The organism is Streptomyces sp. Root1310, from assembly GCF_001426425.1.
GTDB lineage: Bacteria > Actinomycetota > Actinomycetes > Streptomycetales > Streptomycetaceae > Streptomyces.
Genome location: NZ_LMEQ01000032.1, coordinates 191,614 through 215,950, shown reverse-complemented (window position 1 = coordinate 215,950; position 24,337 = coordinate 191,614). Strand labels below are relative to the sequence as shown.

General features: G+C 71.1%; 19 protein-coding genes and 1 pseudogene. 7 read left to right on the top strand and 13 right to left on the bottom strand.

What is annotated here, in order from left to right:
* Positions 1–220: 220 nt before the first annotated feature.
* Both ASD48_RS34230 and ASD48_RS34225 read right to left on the bottom strand, forming a co-directional pair.
* Entirely contained in the window at positions 221–1,168 is a 948-nt protein-coding gene (locus ASD48_RS34230) for a DUF4232 domain-containing protein (RefSeq protein WP_057605754.1), read from the bottom strand.
* Positions 1,169–1,378: 210 nt separating this feature from the next.
* Positions 1,379–2,302: an LLM class F420-dependent oxidoreductase gene (locus ASD48_RS34225; RefSeq protein ID WP_057605753.1), complete on the bottom strand. Its 924-nt coding sequence runs from the start codon at positions 2,300–2,302 to the stop codon at positions 1,379–1,381.
* Between the two features lie 243 nt (positions 2,303–2,545).
* On the opposite strand from ASD48_RS34225, the gene ASD48_RS34220 reads away from it, so the two are divergent.
* Positions 2,546–2,731: a hypothetical protein gene (locus ASD48_RS34220; RefSeq protein ID WP_057605752.1), complete on the top strand. Its 186-nt coding sequence runs from the start codon at positions 2,546–2,548 to the stop codon at positions 2,729–2,731.
* A gap of 291 nt (positions 2,732–3,022) precedes the next feature.
* Here the strand turns inward: ASD48_RS34220 and ASD48_RS34215 are convergent, their stop codons facing one another.
* The 5 genes from ASD48_RS34215 to ASD48_RS34195 all read right to left on the bottom strand — a co-directional run bounded on the left by ASD48_RS34215 (position 3,023) and on the right by ASD48_RS34195 (position 7,352).
* Positions 3,023–3,502, bottom strand: a complete 480-nt coding sequence (locus tag ASD48_RS34215) for a DUF6099 family protein (RefSeq protein WP_079074146.1) — start codon at positions 3,500–3,502, stop codon at positions 3,023–3,025.
* A 330-nt stretch (positions 3,503–3,832) separates the two neighbouring features.
* The gene (locus ASD48_RS34210) at positions 3,833–4,162 is read right to left on the bottom strand and encodes a nucleotide pyrophosphohydrolase (protein ID WP_057605750.1); all 330 of its coding nucleotides are present in this window, start codon (positions 4,160–4,162) and stop codon (positions 3,833–3,835) included.
* Complete coding sequence (locus ASD48_RS34205) at positions 4,159–5,463, bottom strand: ATP-binding protein (protein WP_199876105.1); 1,305 nt, start codon at positions 5,461–5,463, stop codon at positions 4,159–4,161. Before ASD48_RS34205 ends, ASD48_RS34210 begins: the two co-directional genes overlap by 4 nt.
* A gap of 391 nt (positions 5,464–5,854) precedes the next feature.
* Positions 5,855–6,244 (bottom strand): cell division protein SepF, encoded by a 390-nt coding sequence (locus tag ASD48_RS34200; RefSeq protein ID WP_028806047.1) that lies wholly within the window; start codon positions 6,242–6,244, stop codon positions 5,855–5,857.
* Between the two features lie 592 nt (positions 6,245–6,836).
* On the bottom strand, positions 6,837–7,352 hold the full coding sequence (locus ASD48_RS34195; protein ID WP_057605748.1) for a YceI family protein: 516 nt from the start codon (positions 7,350–7,352) through the stop codon (positions 6,837–6,839).
* A 116-nt stretch (positions 7,353–7,468) separates the two neighbouring features.
* On the opposite strand from ASD48_RS34195, the pseudogene ASD48_RS34190 reads away from it, so the two are divergent.
* Positions 7,469–7,942 (top strand): annotated as a pseudogene (locus tag ASD48_RS34190) (winged helix DNA-binding protein); the annotation flags it as partial.
* 287 nt (positions 7,943–8,229) lie between these two features.
* On the opposite strand, the gene ASD48_RS34185 reads toward ASD48_RS34190, so the two are convergent.
* Positions 8,230–9,876: an MFS transporter gene (locus ASD48_RS34185; protein ID WP_057605747.1), complete on the bottom strand. Its 1,647-nt coding sequence runs from the start codon at positions 9,874–9,876 to the stop codon at positions 8,230–8,232.
* 454 nt (positions 9,877–10,330) lie between these two features.
* Here ASD48_RS34185 and ASD48_RS34180 point away from each other — a divergent pair, with 454 nt between their 5' ends.
* A complete protein-coding gene (locus ASD48_RS34180) occupies positions 10,331–11,116 on the top strand; it encodes a DUF2993 domain-containing protein (protein WP_057605746.1) in 786 nt (261 codons plus the stop codon).
* A 124-nt stretch (positions 11,117–11,240) separates the two neighbouring features.
* On the opposite strand, the gene ASD48_RS34175 is transcribed toward ASD48_RS34180, so the two are convergent.
* The gene (locus ASD48_RS34175; protein WP_057605745.1) at positions 11,241–11,912 is read right to left on the bottom strand and encodes a TetR family transcriptional regulator; all 672 of its coding nucleotides are present in this window, start codon (positions 11,910–11,912) and stop codon (positions 11,241–11,243) included.
* 212 nt (positions 11,913–12,124) lie between these two features.
* Complete coding sequence (locus ASD48_RS34170; protein WP_242432816.1) at positions 12,125–12,763, bottom strand: hypothetical protein; 639 nt, start codon at positions 12,761–12,763, stop codon at positions 12,125–12,127.
* Positions 12,764–12,974: 211 nt separating this feature from the next.
* Between ASD48_RS34170 and ASD48_RS34165 the strand changes: the two genes are divergently transcribed.
* The 4 genes from ASD48_RS34165 to ASD48_RS34150 are packed head-to-tail and all read left to right on the top strand — an operon-like array spanning position 12,975 to position 19,597.
* Positions 12,975–13,391 carry a hypothetical protein gene (locus tag ASD48_RS34165; protein WP_199876103.1) on the top strand — a complete coding sequence of 139 codons (417 nt, stop codon included), beginning with the start codon at positions 12,975–12,977 and terminating at the stop codon, positions 13,389–13,391.
* Positions 13,388–14,062, top strand: coding sequence for a hypothetical protein (locus ASD48_RS34160; RefSeq protein WP_057605744.1), 675 nt, complete (start codon positions 13,388–13,390; stop codon positions 14,060–14,062). The genes ASD48_RS34165 and ASD48_RS34160 overlap by 4 nt, the downstream gene beginning before the upstream one ends.
* 2 nt (positions 14,063–14,064) lie before the next feature.
* Positions 14,065–18,831 (top strand): putative T7SS-secreted protein, encoded by a 4,767-nt coding sequence (locus tag ASD48_RS34155; protein ID WP_057605743.1) that lies wholly within the window; start codon positions 14,065–14,067, stop codon positions 18,829–18,831.
* A 7-nt stretch (positions 18,832–18,838) separates the two neighbouring features.
* Entirely contained in the window at positions 18,839–19,597 is a 759-nt protein-coding gene (locus ASD48_RS34150) for a hypothetical protein (RefSeq protein WP_057605742.1), read from the top strand.
* Positions 19,598–19,920: 323 nt separating this feature from the next.
* On the opposite strand, the gene ASD48_RS34145 is transcribed toward ASD48_RS34150, so the two are convergent.
* The 3 genes from ASD48_RS34145 to ASD48_RS34135 form a co-directional block, all read right to left on the bottom strand.
* Complete coding sequence (locus tag ASD48_RS34145) at positions 19,921–20,124, bottom strand: cold-shock protein (RefSeq protein ID WP_006136369.1); 204 nt, start codon at positions 20,122–20,124, stop codon at positions 19,921–19,923.
* 400 nt (positions 20,125–20,524) lie between these two features.
* Positions 20,525–22,357, bottom strand: coding sequence for a TerD family protein (locus ASD48_RS34140; protein WP_057605741.1), 1,833 nt, complete (start codon positions 22,355–22,357; stop codon positions 20,525–20,527).
* An 801-nt stretch (positions 22,358–23,158) separates the two neighbouring features.
* Positions 23,159–24,289 (bottom strand): XdhC/CoxI family protein, encoded by a 1,131-nt coding sequence (locus tag ASD48_RS34135; protein ID WP_057575521.1) that lies wholly within the window; start codon positions 24,287–24,289, stop codon positions 23,159–23,161.
* Positions 24,290–24,337: the final 48 nt, after the last annotated feature.

Below are 24,337 nucleotides of genomic sequence, written 5' to 3'. Positions count from 1 at the left end.
ACCAGGGGGACGGGTGGGACCGGCAGGACCGGTGGGACCGGTGGGACCGGTGGGACCGGCGGGACCGGCGGGACCGGCGGGACCGGCGGGACCGGTGGGACCGGCGGGACCGGCGGGACGTCCGCCCTTATGTGACTCCGTCGATTCGTCCGTGCGTCATACCGCCCGTCCGCTACTCCGTCCGTCTGCCATTCCGTCCGTCTGCCATTCCGTCCGTCTGCTACTCCGGTGGCCTTCGCCACGGGCTGACGCCCAGCTTTCCGGTGGTGCCTAGGTCCAGGTGGGGGGTCACCATCACCGGCTCGGCGTCGGACTCGGCACGCACCCGGACGTACGGGACGTCGACCGCGGTGCCGAAGCCGGTGGTGTTGCGCCACATCAGGCCGGCGTTCGCGCGTTCGCCGGGCTTCAGGGTGACGGGCCGGGGCGGGTCGTCGAACCCGGTGACGGTGGAGATGCCGCCGCTGCCCTGGAAGATCTTGACGCCGTCGATCGGCTCGTGGTCCTCGTCCAGGAGGGTCACCTGCGGGTAGCCGTCCACCGTGTAGTCCCGATCGCCGCAGTTCTCCAGGATGAGTCCCACGACGCGCAGTCCCATCGCGGCGTCGCCCTCGTCGGCGGAGACGCGGATCCCGGAGGCGGGGCAGACCCCGGGCTCGGTCGGAGCCTCGTCCGCCGGGACCTTCGTCACCTCACCCACCTTCACCGTCGTCACCTGCGACGCTCCCAGAACGAGCGGGCCCTGTCGTACCGTGCCCCGTACCGTCCGGCCTGCCCCCACCGAGCGCACGGTCACCCGCTCGTTGCCCATGGTCTCGCCCGCGCTCGTCGTGAAGTCGAAACGGACGGTGTACGTCAGCTCTTCGGTACCGGAGTTGGTGACCTCGTACGCGGCCGAGACGCCGGAACCGGCGGCGAGCCCGGTCGGGAGGCGCTCGGCCTTGACGGGGCCGCCGTCCGATGCGCTGGGGCCGGCGGAGGCCGAGGCGGAGGGAAGGGTCACCGAGGTGATCCGGACCCCGTCCACCGCGGGCTGGATGACCTGCGTCCGCGGCGTCGAGTCGCTCGCGCCGACTCCGCCGTTCCGGGTGCCGGCCTGTTCCGACCCGCACGCCGCGAGGAGCAACACGGCGGCGAGGGCCGGGAGAAGGGGGAGGGGTCTGCGCATCCGGCCACCTCATCAAGGCGCGGCCATGCCGACTGTGACGGAAGCCATACCTCCGGTCACAGCCGTGTCACAGATGATCGGCGGCACGTCCCGGCCGTCCGGACAATCGCGACAACGGACAACGAAGACAACGGAGATAACGGAGATAACGGAGACAACGATGTCCAAGCCCGGCCGGAAGCGCCGCCGTTCACGACCCCGATCGCCGCACTAGTTCAGCTGTGCCTGCACCTGCGCGGAGATCAGCTCCAGGTGATCCAGGTCGTGCAGGTCGAGGACCTGGAGGTAGAACCGCCGGGATCCGGCCTCGGCGTAACGGCCGATCTTGTCGACGACCTCGGCGGGAGAACCGGCCAGCCCGTTGGCCTTCAGCTCGTCGACCTCACGGCCGATCGCGGCGGCGCGCCGGGCGAGCTCCTGGTCGTCCTTGCCGACGCAGACGACGAGGGCGTTGGAGAAGGTGATCGCGTCGGCTGCGCGGCCCGCCTCCTGCGCGGCGGCCCGCACCCGTCCGAACTGGCGCTCACTGTCCTCGACCGAACCGAACGGCATGTTGAACTCGTCGGCGAAGCGGGCGGCCAGCCGCGGCGTGCGGGTCGCGCCGGTGCCGCCGATCAGCACCGGGATCCTCGCCTGCGCGGGCTTGGGCAGCGCGGGCGAGCCGGTGAGGTCGTAGTACGTGCCGTGGAAGTCGTACGTCTTGCCGGGCTCCGTCGCCCACAGGCCCGTGACGATCTCCAGCTGCTCCTCAAGCCTGCCGATCTTCTCTTTCGGGAAGGGGATCCCGTACGCCGTGTGCTCCTCCTCGAACCAGCCCGCGCCCAGGCCCAGTTCGACCCGCCCGCCGGACATCTGGTCCACCTGCGCGACCTGGATGGCGAGGACACCGGGCAGCCGGAACGTGCCGGCGGTCATCAGCGTGCCGAGGCGGATGCGCTTGGTCTCGCGGGCAAGTCCGGCGAGGGTGATCCAGGCGTCCGTGGGGCCCGGGAGGCCGCTCACGTCGCCCATCTTCAGATAGTGGTCGGACCGGAAAAAGGCGTCGAACCCAAGGTCCTCGGTTGCCTTCGCCACGGCGAGGAGGGTGTCGTAGGTCGCCCCCTGCTGGGGCTCGGTGAAGATACGCAGATCCATACCTCCATCCTGCACTCCGGCCTTCCCGTCAACCCCACCGGTCCCGTCTCCCCCGGCCGTCCCCGGTCGGGTGAAAATCGCTCGTGCCGTGCGTGGGGGGTTGCCCGGGCCAGTGACCCGCCCCTCGGGTGATCGTTGGGCGGGCGGAGCCGGACCGCCCGGCGCCCGCGCCCGGCCGGTCAGCGCCGGGACGTCACCCGCATAGGCCCTCCTCGCTAGGGGGCCAGGGCCGAGGAGGCCGTCATGTCCGAAGAGACCGTGCCGCAGCAGGGCGGGGGCCCCGCGGCAGCCCAGCCGAAAGGACTGCTGCAGCAGATGGAGGAGCTCATGGCGGCACTCAACGCGGATCTTTCCGCACTGGATGCGGATTTCCAGTCGGCCGGGGGTACGCGGCGGGGGCCGAGGGAAGAGGGTGGCACGGCGGGCTGAGCCTCTCCACCCGCTTCCCCCCCTCCCCTCCCCCCACCCCCCAACCCGCCCCTTGCGACCCTCTCTGGCATCTCTGCACCTGCGCCGGGCGCCAAGCCTCGGACGCCGAGCTTCGGGCGCCGCCCCTCGGGCACCAGGCACCGGGCGTTGACCCTCGGGCACCGGGCACCGGGCACCGGGCTTCGGGCACCGGGCACCGGGCGCCAGGTTCCAGGCGTCGAGACTCGGACGCCGAGCACCGGGCGCCGAGCACCGGCACCGAGCGCCGGGCGCCGGACAGGCCGGCTTTCCTCACCTCTCCGGCAACGCGCCCTCTCTCTCCTCCCGTTCCTCTCTCGCCGCCAGCTTGCGCAGCATCTCCAGGACCCGGTCCCTGGACTCGTCCGCCGCGTCGATGGCCTCCATGCACTTCCAGTACGTGCCCTGGTCGTCCGCCGAGCTGGCGAGGCCGACCAGGGCGATGCCGACCTCGCCCAGCAGGCCGCTCAGGTCGAGCAGCGCCCGACGGGCGTCGTCCAGTTCGGTGAGCCGGGCGGCGAGCAGGTCCCCGGGATCGAGGTCCGGCGCGCCCAGCACACCGCAGCCTCTGCCCGCCAGCTCGGTCAGTCCCAGTGCCTCGCCGCGCAGTTCGGGCGGGCCGGAGACGGCGAGGCGACTGCCGATCGCCTGCGCCAGGGCCTGCGCCTGCCACACCTCCTCAAAGATCCTTGCTCCCTCGCCGCTGCCCGCGAGCGCGCTCCTGCTCGTCAGGATGAGCCGCACCGCATCCATGCGCTGCCCCCGTCTGCCCGACGTGCTGCCCGCACGTCCGCCCGAACACCCGTGTCCACCAGTCCACTACCCAGAGTGAGGGTCTGTGGGGCGAAAAGCCAGAGGAAGACCGAAATCTGTGGACAACAAATCGATTTCGGTCCGCCGACTGACTGCGGAGAGTGAAAACGGACTGTTCGGCTCACCTCCGAGGTGCCGCCACGAAGCTGCCCCGAAGCCGCCACGAAGCCGTCTGGAAGCCGCCACGAAGCCGCCACGAAGCCGCCGCTGAGCCACCACGTCACTGCCGGAGTCGCCGCCGGGTCGCACCCGGTGGCAGTCGCGCCGACGCTACGGCGCCGGGAACCTGTGCTCGTTGCGGTCGATCTTCGCGTTCAGCGCCGCCAGCGGATCGACACCGAGCACTTCGCAGAGCTGGAGCAGATAGGCGAGCACGTCGGCGACTTCGTCCGTCACCCGGTGGGCGGTCTCCGGGTCCTCCATGACGTTCGCCGACTCCTCCGGCGTCAACCACTGGAAGATCTCGACCAGTTCCGACGCCTCCACGCTGAGCGCGGAGACGAGGTTCTTGGGGGTGTGGAAGGGCTGCCAGTTCCGCGCGGCCGCGAACTCGGCAAGTCTGCGCTGGAGCTTCGCCACGTCGAGGTGTTGTTCTGTCACGGACCCAGGTGTACCACCGTCACTCCCTCGGTCCGGGCGGCCCCGTACCCGTCGCCGACGGCGCCGACGCAGCGGATGTGCCCCCGCTCGGCCATCCGCACCGCCAGCCGCAGCAGTTCGGCTCGCTGGCGTACGTCGAGGCCGCGGTCGAGGCCGTCCGCGAGCAGGGTGAGGGTCTGCATCGCGGCGGGAACCTCGCCGGCCGGGTCCACGTCGAGGACGCCCGGTCCGGTGAGCAGCACCAGCGCGAGGGCGACGTACCGCAGTTCGCCGTAGCCCAGCCGGGCGAGCTCCGTGCGGCTGCCGTCCGCGCGGTGCACCAGTGCGCGGACCGTGCCGTCGGCCAACGGCTCGGCGCGCAGGTCCACGACCGGTCCCGTGGATCCGGCGGACAGCGCGGCCACCAGTTGCGCGTGCCGCCGTCCGCACTCCTCGCGGGTGCGCCAGAGGACGTCGGCGAGGTTGTCGCAGCCGGCGAGCAGCCTGCCTGAGCCGGTAGGGACGGGTACCCCCATCCAGTCCGGCTGCGGATCGCAGGCGAAGACGGACCGCAGGGCGACGACCATCTGTTCCGCGGCGGCCAGCACCTGCCGCTGTCCGTCGGTCTTGCCGGCCACGCGCAGCGGCAGCAGTGCGGTGCCGAGCCGGTCGTCAGGCAGGGGGGCGCGCGTCACCGGTGCGGAGCCGCCGGTGTGCCAGGCCGCCTGTACCGTGCGGCGCCCGGGATCGCGCAGCGCCGTCTCCAGCAGCACGACGCCCGCCGCGCTCAGCCGTTCCCCGACGATGCGCAGCTCGGGTTCGGCCTGCACGGCGACGTCGAGCAGAACCGGGCCGCCGGGTCCGTCGGCCGTGCAACCGATACGGAACCCCCGACGGCGCTGGCCATCGGGCCGCGACCCCTGCGGCACACACGCGGCCGGGTCGGCGAACACCTCGCCCAGCGGGGCCCCGCCCCCCAGCCGGGCCAACGCCTCGTAAGCCCGCAGCGCGCTGCTCTTGCCACTCCCGCTCGCCCCGACGAACAGCGTGACCGGCCCCAGCGGAAAACGGGCCCGGCGATGCCCCGCGAAGGCGGAGAGCCGCAGTTCGGTGACACAGGGCCGGACGTACCGCGCCTGGGCGGACGCCGCACGAAGACCCGGCGTGGGGGACGGATCATGTCGCTCGGCAAAGGACGGCGCCTGGGCGGGCACGGTACGGGCGACGTCCCCGGGCGACGGCTCGTCGGACGCCCGTGGAGGCAAGGCCGGGGGAGGTAAGGGCGTGGAGGAGGCGGAGGAGGACGCAAACGGCGAGGGCATATCCGGACCGTAGGACTCCGCCACCAGACGAACCGTTCCGCCCCGAAAAGCTTCCTACGATCGAGCGACCCGACGACCACGCAGAACCGACGACCACGCCGACCACATTGCCCACCGATCCCCGCCGACCCTGCCGACCCCGCCGACCCCGCCGAGTTGAGGATCCGAACAACCCAGAGGCCCCGGAAGCCCCGGAAGCTCCAAGGGACCGCGGTACGACTCCTGCGACTGAAGCGGTCCCGGCGACGCAGGGGGACTCAGAGGGCTGAGAGGACTCAGGGGACCGTCGCGGAGTGCGACAAGCGATGGGGGTGACGCGGCTGGCGAGCCGACGTGTCCGGGGGGCGTCGAGCAGCGCGCTCAGTGCGGCCGCTCGACGCCCACGGACCGCTCAGACTCCGGGAACCCCCGCCCCTTCCATGATCCCGCTGACCTCGGTGCCCGGCGGGGTCAGCAGGAAGACGTTGCGATCGACCCGGTGCATGCCGCTGGCCAGGCCGAAGACGACTCCCGTGGAGAAGTCCAGGACGCGCTTGGCGGTGTCGGTCTCCGCGCCTGTCAGGTCGAGCAGCACAGGGATGCCCGCCATCAGCGTCTCGGCGACCTCGCGGGCGTCAGCGAAGACGTTGACCCGCAGCACGACGAAACGGCGGCGGGTCTCCGTCTCCGCGTCGGGGAGCGAGCGGTGGCTCACCGCCGACGGCCACGCGTCCCGGCCCCGCAGCGGAACAACCTGAGCGAGCCCTTCCCACTGTTCATCGGTGACGTCGTAACGGTTCACCGGCACCCCCCGAACTGACTCGCCTTCAATGCCTGCACCAGCCATTCTTACGCCAAGTCACCCGTTCAGCCCAACAGCGACACGGTCCGCCACCGTCTCGGCTGCCGCGCAACGGCCTCCCACCTTGGCCGCACCGGAATCCTCACGTCCAGGCACACCCCGCCCACCAGCCCCGATAGGCGTTGTGAAACCGGTTGCCCGGCAGAAACAGCGCAAGTAACACCCACCGAAACCGAGATCCTGCGGCGTCCGCCGGACAGGGGTGAGGGGCTCACAATATGCGCAAGCGGGTAGCGCGACAGCGGCGGTACCGGCGCTGTCCGTGCTGTCGGCGTCGCTGTTCGTGCTGTCGGCGTCGCTGTTCGTGCTGTCGGCGTCGCTGTTCGTGCGGCGCTCGGTCCGGCGGTTACCGATCCGCCCCGGCCCGCGCCGTCCCGCCCCGCGCCGTGCCGGTCCCCGGCGCGTACGGCATCCGCCGTGACGGGACGACGCCCCCTGTGTGCATGCGGGTCACATCGGCCCGCCGCGCCGCCGCCGACAGGGCAGGGAGTGGTAGCGGATGGTCACCAGGAACCTCGGATGCCGCGCCGTCTCAGGCGACCGCGCGCGTGAAGCGGAGCGTGGTGGTGATCGTTGTCAGGCCGCCCATCATGCCGAGCTGGTTCAGGGTGATCCCGAACTCGTTCCGGTCCACGGTGAATGTGGCGTCCAGGGTGACCGCGTCGCCGTCCGCCCGGCTCAGGCGAGCGGTGAAGTCGTGCGGTCGGCTGATGCCGCGCACCGTCAGCCGGCCGGACACCTTCACGGCCCCGTCGGCGCCGAGTTCGGCCGCGCGCACCGCGTAGGTGATCTCGGGGTACTTCTCGACGTCGAAGAAGTCCGCGCTGCGCAGGTGGGTGTCCCGCTTGGCGTTCTTGGTGTCGATGGAGGCCGCGTCCAGGACCAGGGTTCCGGTGACGGTTCCGTCGGCGGCCACCTCACCACCGCCGCTGACGATGGCGAAGACTCCCTTGGCAGCGACCAGGCCCCACATCGACTTGTGCCTCAGGGCGACGGTGGAGGCGCCCGTGTCGAGCTGCCACAGTCCGGTTTCCACGGCGACGGTCATGGCCGTTCTCCTTGATAATCCAAATTTGGATGAAGCTGGGACGGCTCACGGTAGCCGGTAATCCAAACCTGAACAACCTGGTCGTGCAAATTTGGACCACAGATACACTCGTAGCTATGGCAGACCCCTCTGAGCACCCCACCGACCTGCCCTCATGCCCGTCCGCACAGGGCGCCGGCCTCCTGCCGACCGAACTGCGCGGCTGGATGATCCTGCTGGCCGCGACCGGAGCGGTTGAACAGCGGCTGCGCTCGGTGGTCAAGGAGCGGCTCGACGTCTCGCACGACGAGTTCCTGGTCCTGTGCCTGCTGGCGGAGCATTCCCGGGAAGGCCTCCGCATGACCCGTATCGCGGAGCTGCTGGGGCGGCCCAAGACACGGCTGACCTACCAGATCGCCTGTCTTCAGCACGCCGGTCTCGTGACCCGCAAGTCGGTCTGCGGCGACAAGCGCGGCGTGGAGGTGGCCCTCACCGACAAGGCCCGGAGCATGCTCCGGGAGGCGTCAGGCGCCCTGGCCGAGACGGTGACGGGGGCGCTGGCCCATGTCATGGGTCCCGAGCAGTGCGCCGCGATGAGCGGGCTGATACCGAAGACGGCCACGGCCACGGCGACGGCGACGACTACGGTCACAGCTCTGGAGCCGACTCCAGAGCCGAAGCCGAAGCCGGAACCGGAACCGGAGGCGGAGCTGGAGCCGAAACCGGAGCCGGAGCCGGAGGCCGAGCCGCAGCACTCCATCGTCTCCGACTGATGTCCGTCTCCGACTGATCTCCGGCTCCGACTGATGTCCGGACGCCGGACGCCCCACCGGCGGGTTCCGAGGAACACCACGGCAGGGCGGGGCGAGCGGGCAGCGGGGCGACGAGGCGGGTCGCCCTAACGGGAAGCGTCGGAGTACTCCTCCGCGGACGCGGCCTCCTCCGACCGCTCAGACCCCTCAGAGCCCTCAGACCGCTCCACCCGCTCCGCGTCCGCCGAGGCCTTACGGCCGGGCAGGACCGCGAAGACGATCATCGTGCCGGCGGCCATGATGATCCCGCCGACCAGGCTGGTCTGGGCGACACCGTGCGCGAAAGCCTCGTGCACCGCCTCGATCAGGGCCTGCGCCTGCTGCGCCCCGCCGGCGGGGTCCTTCGCGACCTGCTCGGCGACCGCCAGGCCACCGCCCACGGAGTCCTTGGCGGTCTCCAGCGCTGCGCCCGGAAGGTTGCCACCGACCAGGTCGGTCAGTTCGTCGCGGTACGCGGTGCCGAGGAGCGAGCCCAGGATCGCGATGCCGAGCGAACCCCCCAGCTCCAGCGCGGTGTCGTTGGCGCCGCCGCCGACACCGAGCTCACTCTCCGGGAACGAACCCATGATCGTGTCGGTGGCCGGGGACACGCTCAGGCCGATCGCGAAGCCCAGCATCATCATCGGCGCGAGGAAGTCCGCGTACGTCGAGCCCGTGTCGACCCCGGCGAGCAGGAAGACACCCGCCGTGCCGATCGCCATGCCGGACACGACCATCGCCCGGACCCCCAGCTTCGGGGTCAGCCGCCCGGTCACCGCGGCGCCGACGAAGACCGCACCGGCCAGCGGCAGCAGTCGTACACCGGTCTCCAGCGCGTCGTAGTCCAGCACGAACTGGAGGAACTGGGTGGAGTAGTAGATCGCGCCGAAGGTGCCGAAGAAGAAGAACAGCACCGCCAGCATCGACCCGCTGAAGGGCCGCAGCCGGAACTTGCGGACGTCCAGCATCGGATGCGGATGACGCAGCTCCCAGGCCACGAACCCCACCAGACCGACCCCGGCGACCACGGCCGCGGCGATCGGGCCGGTGCCCCAGCCGAAGTGCGGACCCTCGATGGTCGCGTACACCAGCGAGCCGACGGAGACGATCGACAGCAGTCCACCGACGTAGTCGATCCGGCCCATGCCCGCCGCCTTGGACGGCGGGACCAGCGCGAGCGCGCCGACGACGGCGACGACCGCGATGGGGACGTTGATCAGGAACGTCGAGCCCCAGGCATGACCCTGGAGCAGCCAGCCCGCGACCAGCGGACCGACGGCTATGGCCAGCCCCGAGGTGGCCGTCCAGGCCGTGATGGCCTTGGCCCGCTCACGCCGCGGGAAGATCGCGACCAGCAGTGACAGCGTGGCCGGCATGACGACCGCGGCACCGACTCCCATGATCGCGCGGGCCGTGATGACCAGCTCGGTCCGGTCCACGAGGCTACCCATCACCGAACCGCCCGCGAAGACCAACAGCCCGGTGACGAGCGCGCCGCGACGGCTGTACTTGTCGCCGATCGACCCCAGCACCAGCATCAGCGCCGCATACGGGACCGTGTAGCCGTCGATGACCCACTGAAGGTCACTGCTGCTCAGGCCCAGGTCCGTGGTCATGTCCGGCGCGGCCACGATCAGCGAGGTGTTCGCCATGACCACGATCAACAGGCTCAGACAGAGCACGATCAGCGCCGACCAGCGCTTGGCGTAGGGCCCGGTCATCTTCTCGACGGGCGTATTGACGGGGAAGGGCATGGGGGGCTCCTAAGAGAACGAGTTAATTGCCCATCGATGTGCAGACTAGTTTATTGCCCATCAGTGTGCAAATATTCCGATGCCCTGCTGCCCCGAGCACCGAGCTCCCAGCCCGAGGAGGCGAAGTGACCGGCCGACCGCCCCGCGCGAACGGCGGTGCCATGCCTCCCCACACCCCACCCCCGATCTGCCCGCCCCCAACGCCCGCGTCAGGGAGACGGCCTACGGGACCGAGCAGCGCCCGACGGGACCGAGCCGCGACCCCGATGCCGGGATCACCCGCCTCACCGGGATCGCCGACGCCACGAGTGCCCCGGCTCGCTCCGTCCTCACCTCGTGCACGATGAACGACCGCTTTCGTGCGCTCATCGGGCTCACATGGGGCTCACCCATCGGACTTCACCCATCGGCCTCGTACGCCGGTCTCGTAGCCGCCCTTCATGAAGGAGAGTTGATGTACCAGTCCACGTACGAGACCGGCGCGTCCTACGACACGACCGAAGCACCCCGCACCCGACGCAGGCGGCGACCGGCCGCCACGACCATCGCCCTTGCCGCCCTGCTCACGCTGATCCTGGTCCCCGTGACGGTCGACCGGCTCGTGACGGCACGGGTGGAGTCACGAACGGCGGAGGCGTTCCAGGAAGGCATGGGCACCCCGGCGCCACCCGAGGTCCACGTGCGCGGGTTCCCCGTCCTGACGCAAGTGGCCTCCGGCACCCTGCGACGGGTGGACATCACCGCCCATGACATCCCCGCCGACGGGTCGGCCCGCCCGCTGCCGCTGTCCGAACTCGACCTACGGCTGGACGGGCTGACCAGGTCCGACGACGGCAGCGAGGCGCGGGCCCGTTCGGCGGCGGCGACCGCCCGTCTGTCCTACCCGGACGTGTCCGAGGCCCTCGGCCTGGAGGTGTCCCAGGGCGAGGGTCCGGGCCGGATCAGCGCGGACATCCCGCTGCCTCTCGGCGGAGGGCAGGTCACGGTGACCACGACCGTCTCGGCGGCGTCCGGCAACCGGATCGCCTTCGACGACTTCCAGGTGGATGGCGGGCCGCTGCCCGCGGCCGGTGAAGCGGTGCTCGACCAGCTCTTCGCACAACCGATCCAGCTGCGGAACATCCCCGACGGCCTGACCCTGCGCTCCGTGACCACCACCGCCACCGGCCTCGACGCCCGGTTCACGGGCAGGTCGGTCACCTTCCGACCGGACGGAGCACAGTCGGCCCAGGACCTGTGAACGCAGAAGGCAGAAGCAGAAGACGGCAGACGGCAGACGGCATGCACCACCGAGAGGAGAGGGAACCCGGTATCTGAGCAACCGGGGAACCCGGGAACCCGGGAATTACGGCGACCCGAACGACTCAGGCCCCCGGCTCAGCACCCGCTGCTGCTGCCGAAACTGCCGCCGCTGCCGCCGCCGACACGACCTCGCCGACCACGGCCCGGGCCCGTTCCTCCGGCACCCCGGCCGCGACGAGCGTCACGACGGCCGTCCGGGTCCCGTCGTCCTCCAGCGCCCCGGTGTTGACCTCCTCCAGCAGCGCGACCTGCATCGCCTCGAGCCCCGCGCTCAGCACGGCGGGCGGCAGCTGCGTGTGGAAGACACCGTCACGCTGCCCGCGCGCCAGGATGTTGGTGACCTCGTCGCGGGCCGGGGAGAGGATCTCGGCGACACGCTCGTCGCCCAGGTCACGCCGGGCCAGCGCGAGGAGCAGCCGGTAGCGGTCGCCCACCGGCCAGATCGTGTGCACGAAGTGCGCGAGCGCCCGCTCGGCCGGCTCCTGCGGGGCCGTCGCGACCGCCAGTGCGCCGCGCAACGCCTCGGACGCCTCCTCCGCGAGTGCCTCCAACAGCGCCGCCCGTCCGGGAAAGTGGCCGAAGAGCGTCCGTCGTACGACGCCGGAGGCCCGCGCGATCTCCTCCAGCGTGACGTCCGGGTTCCGGCCGAGCTCCTGCCGGGCCGTGGCCAGAATGCGCGCCCGGTTGGACCGCGAATTACGCCGCTGCGGCTCGCGGGCCACGGAGTGGGTCACGGGAAACCTCGGGTGGTTCGGTGCGGACGAACGGATGACGGGCGCCCATTGTGGCCGATCTTCGCCGCGGGGGCGACTCGGATGCGACCAGGGTTTCACCCCGGCCGCGACCCGGGCGCGCCCCGGCCAGCACCCGGCTGCGCCTCGAAACGAGGGCAACGCCTCGCCGGGAGCAGCACCGGCCCGACGGCAAGGTCACACCGACGGCAGCATCAGACCGACAGCCGTGCCGGACCGACAGCCGCGTCAGACCGAGGCGGCCGGTTCCCGTGCCCCTGCCACGGCCGGGCCAGCCCGACCAGGGCGAGTCCCGCCCCCGCGGCGGCGGCCAGCATGATGAGGGCCATCGGCAGGGAGCTGTCCTCCCCGAACACCCCCACCAGCGGCGAGGCCAGTGCTCCGAAGAGGAACTGGAGTCCGCCGAGCAGCGCGGACGCAGCTCCCGGCGCCATCCGCCCCACCGCCTGTCCGATGCTCATGCCGCCCGGAAAGACCAGCCCGATGCCGCTCGCGGTCACGAACAACGTGACCCACGTGCCCAGGAGGCTCTCCCCCACGGACAGGACCAGCAGAACCTGCCCCAGCGAGCCCATCAGCACCACACCGACCCCGGCCGTGAGCAGGGTGTTCAGCCGCACGCCCCGCCCGGCGAGCCGGGAGAAGACCGTACCGGCGAGCAGCATGCCGACCGCGTTGGTGGCGAAGATGAGGGAGTACGTCGTCGAGGAGACGCCGTGGAGGTTCTCGAAGACGAAGCTGGAACCGCTGATGTAGGTGAACAGGGCCGCCGCGACGAAGGCGACGACCAGGACGTATCGCATGAACGCCCGGCGGCCGAGCAGCGTTCCCATGGCGCGGAACGTGTTCACGAACCCGCCGCTCCGACGCCGCTCGGGCGGCAGCGACTCCGGCACCCGGCGCACCACGGCCCGATCAGCAACTGCCCGACGACCAGCCCGGCCAGGAACGCCGCCCCAGGACCGCCCGTCACCAGAACCGCCCGCCTCTCCGCGCGCGTCCTGCTCTACGGTGCCAACAGTCACCTGGGATCGGGGAGGAACCGTGCAGCAGCCGAAGGCGGCACTCGCCGAACGCATCGCCGAGCGCAGAGGCGGAGGCGACGACCCGCGTGCTCTGGTCGGCGAGATGCGGCGCTCGGTCCTCCTGGTGCCGATGGCCGACGGAGGCCTCTGGTCGGTGCGTTCGGGCGGCGTGCGGTGGATCTGCGGGTTCACCGACGAGGCCGCGCTGGCCCGGTTCGCCCTGCGCCACGCGCGCGGTGACCAGCCCACGGACTACGCGGCGCTGCTGGGCGCGCGCATCGTCGACGAGATCGTGCCCGCCCTGGGCGAGCCCGCCGGTCTCGCCGTCGACATCGCCACCGAGGACGGGTCGATGTTCTTCCCGCCGGTCGTCGGCATCGTGCCGGACGCGGTCGCCGTCGACGCCGGTGCGGCGGGACAGGGGCCGCGGTCATGAGCGACGACGGAACGGACCTGCGGCTCGGCAAGGAGGCCGTCGCCAAGTTCACCCAGGGCGTGGGCGCGACCATCGACGAGCTGGGTGAACTCGGCGGCGCCACCGGCTCGGTGATGGGAAAGGGCTTCTCGGAGCTGGCGATGACCGGGATGGAGGCCGGGCACCACGGTCTGTCGGTCGACTTCGAGGACTTCTGCGAGCGCTGGGAGTGGGGTGTCCGTGCCCTGGTGAGTGACGCCAGCGCGATCGCGAACCTCCTCGGCCTGGCGGCGGGCACGCAGTGGGAGCACGACCAGTACGTGGCGGGCACGCTGAAGGTGGGCGTCAACTCCCTGATGGGCGGCAATCCGCACGCGAGCGAGGAGGAGATCGCCCAGCAGGACTGGGGCGATGTGTTCACACCGGACTACCTGAACCCGGACTGGAGCGCCGAGTCGTTCGACAAGGCCGGTCAGGACATGGAGCAGACCTGGAAGGACACCGGTCGCACCGTCCTCACCGAGGGCCACGGCGGTCAGCAGTCGCAGGTGCTCAACGACGCTCTGGGCATCTCCGACGACCAGTGGAACCAGGCGCTGGACGACACCTTCGGCCCTTCGCCGGAGGAACGCGCCCAACAGGAGCAGCAGGAGCCGCAGGAGCCGCAGCAGGGTGAGTCCGGGGGGAACTGACGGTGGGCATCGGCGACTTCATCAGTGACATCACGCCCGACTCGGTGGAGGACGCGGTCGAGGACGGCGTCGAATGGGTGGGCAACCGGGTCGAGGACGCGGGCGAATGGACCGCCGACCGGCTGGAGGACGTCGGCTGGGAGTCCGGTGCGGACTGGGTGCGCGAGCAGTCCCGTTCGGTCGCCAACCGGTTGGGCGCCGAGGTCGACGAGATGGACCTCGGGCAGACCGAGGACAAGACCAAGCTGATCTACGGCAGCGCGGACAAGATCCGCTCCACCGCCGGGAAACTCCGGGCTTTCCAGGCGGCCTTCGACAACGCGGGCGAGGGCCTCAAGGGCCTGGACTCCTCCCGGCTCAAGGGCGAGACGGCCGAGGCCGTGCGGACCGCGGTGAGCACCCAACCGCCCAAGTGGTTCACCGGTTCCGACGCGGTCGAGAAGGCGGCCGCCGCGCTGGAGGCGTTCGCCGGCACCGTCACCTGGGCCCAGGGACAGGCCCAGACGGCGATCGACAAGTGGAAGGACGGCGTCAAGGCCTCGGAGGACGCGGCCGACGCCCACCGCAAGAAGGTCGACGACTACAACAGCGCCGTCGACCGCTACAACGCCCAGCCCGCCGACAAGCGCGACCCGGCCTCGCTGCCGCCCAGGCCCGCGGCGACGTTCGACGACCCCGGCAAGAAACTGCTGCAGGATGCCCAGGACCTCCTCGCCGACGCCCGCAAGCAGCGGAACTCGGCCGCGGAGACCGCGCGTTCCGCGGTACGGGCCGCACGTGACCTGGCGCCGAAGAAGCCGTCGTACGCCGAACAACTGGGCGACGGCGTCCAGGAGCTGCAGATCATGGGGGACCACGTCGGCGGCGGTGTCATCAAGGGCACGGCCGGGCTGCTCAACTTCGTTCGCAGCGTGAACCCGATGGACCCGTACAACATCACGCACCCGGCCGAGTACGCCACGTCCCTCAACAGCCTGGCCGCCGGCCTGGTGGTGGCCGCCAACGACCCGGTCGGCACCGGCAAACAGATGATCAGCGACTTCATGAAGGACCCGGCCGAAGGCTTCGGCCGCTTGCTGCCCGACCTCGCGCTGACCGTGGCCACCGGGGGCGGCGGCGCCGGGGTGAAGGGCGTACGGATCGCCGAGGAGGCCGCCGACGCCGCGCGGCTGCGCCGCCTGATCGACGACGCCCCGGACGGGACCCACAGCCGACCGGACGGGGAGCGCCCGGCCGAAGGCACGGACCCGGTGGACCTCGCCTCGGGGCGGATGTTCCTGCCCCAGACCGACCTCGAGATCCCCGGCATCCTGCCGCTGCTCTTCACCCGCCGCACCGAGTCGGGCTGCACGGTCGGCCGCTTCCTGGGGCCCGCGTGGACGTCCACGGTCGACGAGCGTCTGGAGATCGACGCGATCGGTGTCCTCCACGTCACCGCCGAGGGACTTCTGGTGCCGTACCCGCACCCGGTCCCGGGCTCGCCCACCCGGCCGCGGACGGGCCGGGCCCGCACGCTGCTGGCCCGCGACACGGACGGCGGCTACACGATCAGCGCCCCCGACAGCGGCCTGGTCTTCCACTTCACCGCCCCGTCCGGCGGCGACCCGGGAGGCGACGGCGTGGCCTGGCTGTCGGGCATCACCGAACGCAACGGCCACGCCGTCGAAGTCGACCGCGGCGAGGACGGGCTGCCGCTGGCCCTGGTCCACTCGGCGGGTCACCGGGTGAACCTGTCCGTCGCCGACGGCCTGGTCACCGGCCTGTCCCTGGCCGGCGGGGGCGAGAACGGCGCGGACCTGCCGCTCATGGCCTACGGCTACGAGGACGGCGACCTCACCACGGTCACCAAGCCGTCGGGTGCCGTCACCACCTTCGTCTACGACGACCGCCGCCGCGTCATCGCCTGGATCGACTCCAACGGAAGCCGCTACGACTACGTCTACGACGACCGCGACCGCGTCGTGGCGGAGGGCGGCGAGGCGGGCCACGTCCAGATCACCCTGTCCTACACCGAACCGGACGCCGAGACCGGTCACCGCACGACGGTCCTGACCACGGCCGACGGCCGGGTCACCCGGCATCTGATCGGGCCCGGCTGCCGCGTCCTGGCCACCACCGACCCGCTCGGCCACACCACGCGGTTCCACCACGACACGAGCGGCAACCTCGTGGCCCGCACCGACCCGCTGGGCCTCACCACCGCCTTCGCCTACGACGAGGAGGGCCGGGTCGTCTCCGCCGTCCGCCCCGACGGCAGCGAACTGCGCACGGTGCGCGGGCCGTTCGGCCTGCCGGTAGAGGTCATCGGCCCCGACGGCACACGTATGGTCCACGCGTACGACGAGCGCGGCAACCGCACGGCGGTCACCGACCAGGCCGGGGCCACCACCCGCTACACGTACGACCACACCGGCCGGCTCACCTCGATCACGGACCCTCTCGGATCCACGACGCACGTGGTGTGTGACGCGGCGGGGCTGCCCGTGGAGGTGACCGACCCGGTCGGCGCCCTCACCCGCACGGAGCGGGACGCCCTCGGCAGGCCGATCCGCGTCACCGATCCGGTGGGCGGCGTCACCCGCCTGGAGTGGGACGCCGACGGGCAACTCGCCCGGCGCACCGGTCCCGACGGCTCCACCGAGTCGTGGACCCACGACGGCGAGGGCAACCTGCTCACCCGCACCGACCCGTCCGGTGGCGTCACCCGCTTCGAGTACACCCATTTCGACCTGCCGGCCGCCCGTACGCGACCCGACGGCGCGCGTTACGAGTTCGAGCACGACGCCGCGCTGCGCCTCACCCGCGTCACGAACCCGCAGGGGCTGGCCTGGACCTACGAGTACGACGCGGCCGACAACATCGTCTCCGAGACGGACTTCGACGGCCGCACCCTCACCTACCGGACGGACGCCGCGGGCCGGCTGGCCGCCCGCGTCGACGCGCTCGGCGGGACCGTCTCGTTCGAGCGCGACCAACTCGGTCGGGTGGTCGCCAAGGACGTCGACGGCCGGGTGACGAGCTACGCCTACGACCGGGCCGGGCGCCTGCTGGAGGCGGCCGGACCGGACGGTGAACTGCGCTACCGGTACGACCGTCGCGGACTCACCAAGGCGGAACTCGTCGACGGCCGGGCCGTCCTGTACGCCTACGACGTGCTGGGCCGCCGCACGCGCCGCACCACGCCCACCGGTCACGTCACCTCGTACTCCTACGGCGCCGACGGACTACCCCACCGCCTGACCAGCGGCGGTCACGGAATCGACTTCACGCACGACGCCGCCGGCCGGGAGGTCGCCCGCGTCTTCGACGACGCGATCACCATGACCTCCGCCTGGGACGAAGCCGGACGGCTGTCCACGCAGCAGATCACCGCCGAGGGCCGCGACGTCAACAGCCGCGCCTATTCCTACCGCGCCGATGGCCGGCTGACCTCGGTCGTGGACCGGCTGTCGGGCTCCCGCAGCTTCGATCTGGACCGGGTGGGCCGCGTGACCGCCGTCCACGCCGAGGGATGGACGGAGCGGTACGCCTACGACGACGCCGGCAACCAGACCTCGGCGTCCTGGCCCTCCGGCCACCCCGGCCACGAGGCCACCGGCTCGCGCGCCTACACGGGCACCACCCTCACCCGCGCCGGGGACGTCCGCTTCGAGTACGACGCCCTGGGCCGGGTCGTCCTGCGGCAGAAGACCCGCCTCTCCCGCAAGCCGGACATCTGGCGCTACACGTGGGACACGGAGAACCGCCTCACCTCCGTCACGACCCCCGACGGGACCCGGTGGAGGTACCGCCACGACCCGCTCGGCCGCCGCACCGCGAAACAGCGCCTGTCGGCCGACGGTGAGAGCGTGGTCGAGGAGGTCCGCTTCACCTGGGACGGCCTGACCCTGTGCGAACAGACGAGCCACCGGCCGGACGCGCCGAACACGGTCGCCCTCACCTGGGACCACCGTGATGTCGTCCCCCTGGCCCAGACCGAGCGGATCCTCACGGCCGACGACCGCCAGGAGGAGGTCGACCGGCGGTTCTTCGCCATCGCCACGGACCTCGTCGGCACACCGACCGAACTCATCGACGAGACGGGCGGCATCGCCTGGCGCACCCGGAGCACGCTCTGGGGCACCACGGCGTGGTCCCGGGACAGCAGTGCCTACACGCCTCTCCGCTTCCCTGGCCAGTACTACGACCCCGAGACCGGCCTCCACTACAACTGCTTCCGCCACTACGACCCCGAGACCGGCCGCTACACCTCGCCGGACCCTCTCGGTCTGGCTCCCGGCCCGAACCCGCTCGCGTACGTGGACAACCCGCACAGCGGGTGCGACCCGCTGGGCCTCATGCCCAAGTACACGAAGGAGGAGCGGGCCCAGAAGCGGATCGACAAGATCGTGGACGGCGTCGTCGACAGGGCGAACAACGCAGAGTTCAAGAAGCGTTTCGACTACCACGGCGACACCCGGCACGCCTTCAGCGACGAACGGGTCATCGAGATCCTCAAGAACCCGGACGCCGTGTACCACTCGACGGGCCAGGCCGGGACATTCACCTTCCGGCAGGGCGACGACATCGTCGTGGTCGACGGGCCCGGCAACACCCAGGGCCAGGCCATCACGGCGTACGGGCCGTCGGGCATCAAGGGCGGCTCCGGAGCCGAGGCCCTCGGCGGCAAACCCACGGACCCTGGTGCGCCGGTGACCGACGAGGCCATCGTGACAGGCAGGATTCCCGCCAAGGACGGCTTCCAGCCTCCGGCAGTGCGAATCAGATGAGGCAGTGATGACGACGAAACTGAAGTTCGACGGCGACTGGTACGCGACCGTGACGGACGACCCGCTCCCCCTCGCCCCCCGGCTTCTGGGCACCTTTGTGATCGTTTCCCCCTATGCCGACAGGGTGGAACGGGAGAAGTTCCTCGCGGACACGTTCGGCAGCCAGGACTGGCTGTGGGACGACCCCGACATCCTCCGCTTCGACCCGACCGGCCGACAGCTGGTCGGGGCTGAGTTCCAGATGCCGGAAGAGTCCGCGACGGCCGAGGACCGCGCCCGCCTTCCCGCCACGCCCGCGGTACGCCCGGGCGGGCTCCGCGCGGACGAGGTCAAGAACTTCCGGCACGAGATGTGCACGGTGCTGTGCCGCGCCCCCGGCGATACCGTGCTGACCTGTCTGCGCGACCTCGACGTCCTCGACGAGCCTCTGGAAGCCCGTATCGGCATCGCCCCCGACGTGGCGCTCCTCGTCCAGCAGGGCGCGGTCGTCGGCTGGAGCCTGACCGACCCGGTCCGGTACTTGACCTCTGGATTCGCCGCCCCCGACCCCGACCCGCCCGCACCCGCCACCCGCCGCCTGCTCACCGAATGCCTGGACCTGATCACCACGCCGCTGAACGACGACGTGGTCGACGGCGACCCCTCCGCCCTGGCCCGGCTCCGCACCGCCTACGAGTCCCTGCGCAACCAACCCGAGGACCGCCACCGCGCGGACGCGCTGCTCGCCCTGATCGCCACACTGGTGGAGGACTACGGGAACGGGTAACGATGGAATTCCCGCGGAAGTGAGCGACGTGGAGAATCGCGGGTATGGACCGATGGCAAGAGAAAGCAGATTCGAGGGGCCGAAATATCCGGGGTGCACAGCTGCTGACATAGATGATCGACGCGCTGGGGACGTGAGATCCGGGGCGTCGAGGTCGGTGCGGCTGGTCGGGATGCGTCCGCATCTCCGAGCGAGGAGCCACGTGTGGTGGAGCTGCGGATTTCTCCGGGTCGTCCCGCGGGTGAGACCGGTGCGGGAAACGCGTACAGCTGGGGCCCGCACCCCGAAGGATGCGAGCCCCAGCTGCAGATGGTGGGCGGGCGTCAGGCCGGAACGATGTTCTCGGCCGTCGGGCCCTTCTGGCCCTGCGCGATGTCGAAGGTCACCTTCTGGCCTTCGAGCAGCTCACGGAAGCCCTGCGCGGCGATGTTCGAGTAGTGGGCGAACACATCGGCGCCGCCACCGTCCTGCTCGATGAAGCCGAAGCCCTTTTCCGCGTTGAACCACTTCACGGTACCAGTAGCCATGTCATATCTCCTTTGGGGCAGTACATCGGAATCCGCACCGTGCGAACACCGTGTCGCCGCGATGATTACCCCGCCGGAAACGACCGGAAATACAAAAGCGCTCCCACCGTAGAAATGTCGGTGAGGGCACTTGGAGTTTCGGGAACCACAACTGCAACTTGGATCGACAGTAGCACGCCGAAACGACCCATGCACGCTACATAATTCCGCTCCCCCCGTCGCGGCAAAAACCCTCACTGCAGGGTCCGTGAAACTCTCGCTTCGCGGGCGCAGATATTTATCCACTCGAAGTGCAGCGTTCCGGGAGGAGCAGTCTCACCATCGCCTCGGGGCGCCCGGAGCATCAAACGGGCGTCACGTCCCGCCGAAAGGCAGCACACCGGAATCGGGCGCTCCTCGGTCATCCGGCGACGTCGACGCCGTAGCCCCGGGCAAGGGGGGCCAGGCCATGGTCATAGCCCTGCCCGACGGCACGCAGCCGCCAGCCCGCTCCCCGGCGGTAGAGCTCGGCGAGGATCATGGTGCGCTCGCTAGTGGCGGCATCGAGGGTGGCCCGTGCGGTCGGGGCCGCGCCGATCCCGCAGGTGGCCGTGATCTCGATGGCTCCGACGTCGGAGAAGGTCGCGGCACCGTCGATGGCGGCGGCGATGACGATCCTGTGGATCTCCAGGGGCAGGCGCTCCAGGTCCGCGGTGACGGCCTGCTCCGTCGGGCCGTCCGTGGCGAGCCGCACGGTGCCGTCCGGGTGCTCGGGGGCGCCGTAGAAGACGAAGTCCTCGTCCCCTGCCACCAGTTCCTGCGCGTCGACCGCGAAAGCGACGACGTCCACGTCGCAGGCGGTCTGCTGACGCCACGCAGCGGCCACCGTCCAGGCCGTGCCGGCGTCGGGCAGGTCGATGACGGCACCTCGCACCAGTACCTCGGCCGTGTCCGGTTGGTTCCCGGCCGTGCTCTGTGCCGGCGCGGATGTGGGTGCGAGAAGCCAGTCGGCGTCGTGGACGCGGAGCCCGAGGGAGGTGATGCGGCCCATGCGCCGGTCCGCCTCGCCGCCGGGGAGTACGACGACGTCGGACACGTCGGCCGAGAGGTTGACCGCCGCGGAGGCACCGAGGGCGACAGCACGAGCGCGCGCCCCGGCAGCCTCGTCGTGCGTGCCGCCCAGGACCAGGACCCTGCGTCCGGCGAGCGGCAGATCCGCCGTGCCGGTGGACGCGGCCGGCGTGGCGGTGCGCTGGACCGGGACGTGCGGCGTCGGCCCGGAGGGTGCGGTGGTCGTGCTCGCGGGCGTCTTCGTCGCGCGACGCTGCCGGGCGGCGCCCTTGGCCCGGCCGGGCTGCACACTCTCGAGCAGCCGCAGGTAAGTCGACTCGTCCACCACGGGGACACCCTCGTCCGCGGCGCGGCGCAGCTTCCCGGAGGCGGCACCCGGGTCGTTCGTGACGACGACGCTGGTCTGACCGCTGACCGAGGTCATCATGTTCAGCCCGGCCGCCACCGAGCGGGCGACCAGTTCCTCACGGGCGACGTGGGTGTCACCCGTGATGGCGACCTTCATGCCCTGGACCAGCGCCCCGCCCGACTCCGGACGACCCGGATTGCGATACGCGCACGGCGTCTTGGGGACATACGGCTTGTAGTCCTGGCGGGGTGGGCACTCCAGGAGCGGCAGGGACAGGCCCAGTCGTTCGGCGGCGCCCAGTGAGCCGCGCAGGATGCCGGAGAGCACCCGTACGTCGTCCTGCGCGTCATGGGCCTTCTCCTGGCGCACGCCGTAGTGCACGGCGAGGGTACCCAGCTTGAGATCGGGCGTCGCGGGCCCGACGAGGCGGTTGAGGGCCAGTGTGCACAGCCGTCTGCTGACCGGGACCCAGGAGCGGACGTGGGCGAACTCGTGGGCCAGGAAGTCGTAGTCGAACTGCGCGTTGTGGGCGACCAGGACGCGGCTGCCGAGCAGCGCGCCCACTTGCGGCGCTACTTCGCCGAAGGTGGGGGCGCCGGCGAGACGGGCGGGAGTGAGGCCGTGGATGTGCACAGGGCCGGGGTCGCAGCCCGGGTTGAGGAGGGTGGAGAACTCCCCTGTCCGGTTGCCGTGGGCGTCCAGCGTGAGGATCGCGAGCGAGAGCACACGGTCCCGGCCGGGCCTCAGCCCGGAGGTCTCCACGTCCACCAGCGCCCAGTCGTGGGAGTAGTCGGGAAGGACGGGCCACTTCGGGCTCGACGCCGACAGGGCCATGTGAGGCTCCCCCTCCCCCGGTGCGGTGAGCGGCACGCACTCTCCGCAGTGATGATCAACCGGGTGGGATTTTCGCACGCGATGGGCGCCTTTCGTGGTGGATCCGCGGCAAAGAGCCGACCCACCGGCACCGATCGAGGACGTCGGCACCCGCACCTCGCACGAGCGCGCGCACCGAACCCAGGTCGGATTTCCGCCGTGACCGGTCCTCAAGTCAGTTCCGGCCCCACCGGCGCGGGCGGATTCGGTGGATCACCGCCACAGGTCAGCCCCTGGCGGTTGCGGCGCGCTCGCCGGATGGCCGACGGGCGAGGGCCGGCCGGGTACATGCGGGGGCGACCCGTGAGTCCGACGGAAAGGCAGGCGACAGCTTCCACGCCGCAGAGCGCAAAGCCGCAGCTCAGGCCCCCTTCGCCACCGGCTCCAGAATCGCCACGCACTCCACGTGATGCGTCATCGGAAAGATGTCGGCTTGAACGGGTCTCGGAAAAGGCCAGGTCAGAGGCCATTTCTCCGCTCGCTGTGCCGCCTGCGGGAGGCCAGAGCGTCAAACGAGCGTCACGGCGTGCAGCACGTCCCTTCTCTCCGGGACGGAACAGGCGGCCACGATCAGCTGCCCCGGCATGGCCCGTCGGCACGGCAGGCAAACCTGTGGGCTTTCGGGCTGACCGACCGGTGCACCCGATGAAGCCGTACCTCTGCACTCCATCGAGAACGCCAGGGCCTCGTTTCTTCCAGGCCGACGGCTGCTCGCAGAGGGACAATGGGGACAATGAAACCTTGTCGGTTCGTGAGGCCGGCCTACCGGTGACTCGCCGACTCCGACGGCCGGTGGATCGGGCCGCTGATCCGGGTCAGGGGTCTGCCCGTGCCGTGGTTGGCCTGGGCGATGATCTCCGCGGTGATGGAGACGGCCGTCTCCTCGGGTGTGGAGGCTCCAAGATCGAGGCCGATGGGGGAACGCAGCCGGCCCAACTGGTTCTCCGTGACGCCCTGCTCCCGCAGGCGGCGCATGCGCTCGTCGTGGGTGCGCCGCGAGCCCATGGCCCCGACGTAGGCGACGGGCAGGTCGAGGGCCAGGCGAAGCAGCGGGATGTCGAACTTGGCGTCGTGGGTGAGGACGCATACGGCGGTACGCTCGTCCACGCCGGTGCGTTCCAGGTAGCGGTGGGGCCAGTCGACGACCACTTCGTCCGCGTGCGGAAACCGGGCGGGAGTGGCGAAGACGGGGCGGGCGTCGCAGACGGTGACGTGGTAGCCGAGGAAGCGGCCGGCCTGGCTGAGGGCTGCGGCGAAGTCGACGGCGCCGAAGACCAGCAGGCGCGGCCGGGTGGCATGGACGTGGACGAGGACGGACAGCCGTTCGGGGCATTCGTCTGCCTGCCCGCCGGTGTCGATGCGGACGGTGCGGCCCGCCCGCAGCAGGGCCCTGGCCCGGTCGGCCACAGCCCGGTCCGCCGGACCGCCGTCGACGCGCCCGTAGGCGGCATGGCCGCCGCCGAGCACGCTCAGCGTGGAGCCGAGGAGGCGCTCCGGGCCGTCCACGACCTGTGCCACGGCGACCGGTCGCCCTTGAGCGATCTCGGAGAGGGCCGTGGACACGTGCGGCTGGGCTGCGGGATCGATGCGCTGGACGAAGACGTCGAGCTCGCCGCCGCAGGTCAGACCGACGGCGAAGGCGTCGTCGTCGGAGTAGCCGAACCAGGCCCGCTGCGGAGTGCGCCGGTCACGGAGCACCTGCCGGCACAGTTCGTAGACCGCTCCCTCGACGCAGCCGCCGGAGATGCTGCCGACGGCGTTGCCGTCTTCGTCTACCGCGACCGACGTGCCGACCGGCAGAGGGGCGCTGCCGCGCACGCCGACGATGGTGGCCAGGGCGAAGGGGCGTGCCTCGCGGCACCAGCGGTGCAGTGTGTCCGCGATGTTCAGCATGGCAGTTCTCCACGGCAGGGCAAGGACGGGAAGGCGAGCGGGCCGCCG